General features: G+C 73.7%; 1 protein-coding gene. It reads left to right on the top strand.

Annotation, left to right across the window (positions count from 1 at the left end):
* A partial coding sequence (locus tag ABD879_RS32725; protein ID WP_345025674.1) for a condensation domain-containing protein occupies positions 1–821 on the top strand: 821 nt, incomplete at both ends.

The raw sequence follows: 821 nt of genomic DNA, 5'->3' as shown, positions 1-821 counted from the left end.
GGCCCGCCGGGCGGGGCTGGTGTTCACCGCACGCCAGGTCTTCGAGCACCGCTCCCCGGCAGGCGTGGCGGCCGTCGCCACCCCCGTTGAAGACGAGGGCGCGGCCGACGAGGTCGAGGCGACCGGGCGGGTGCCGCTGCTTCCGGTGATGCGGGAGGCGGTCGAACGGTCGAGCGGTGCGGCGTTCTACCAGTCGATGCTGCTTTCGGTTCCGGCCGGGCTCGACTTCGACCGTCTCGCCCGTGCGGTCGGGGCCGTCCTGGACCGCCATGACATGCTGCGCGCCCGCCTCGACGGCACCGAGCTCGTCATCCCGGAACGCGAGCAGTCGAAGAACCCGCCGCTGCTGCGGGTGTCGGCCGCCGAGCCGCTGAGCGAGCAGCTCCGCGCCGCCGAATCCCGGCTCGACCCGGCGGGCGGGGTGATGACCCAGCTCGTCTGGTTCGACGCGGGCCCCGACACCGAAGGCAAGCTCCTCTGGCTCATCCACCACCTCGTGGTGGACGCGGTGTCCTGGCGGATCCTGCTGCCCGACCTCGCCGGTGCCTACGACGCGCCGGACGGCGGACTCGAACCCGTGCCGGTTCCGTTCAGGCGCTGGGCCCTCGAACTCCAAGCCCAGGCGACCGGCGCCCGACGCGTCGCCGAACTACCGGCCTGGAAGGCGATGCTGGAAGGCCCCGACCCGCGGCTCGGCAAGCGCCCGCTGGACCCGGCCCGCGACGTGGTGGCACGGATGCGGCGGTTCGACGTGTCGGTCTCCGCGGAGGTGACCGAGGCGTTGCTGACCCGGGTTCCGGCGGCGTTCCACGCGGGAGTGG

The sequence above is a fragment of the Actinomadura keratinilytica genome, from assembly GCF_039539665.1.
Lineage (GTDB): Bacteria > Actinomycetota > Actinomycetes > Streptosporangiales > Streptosporangiaceae > Spirillospora > Spirillospora keratinilytica.
Note: the sequence above shows the minus strand (reverse complement) of the source record. Positions and strands in the feature narration are given on the sequence as shown.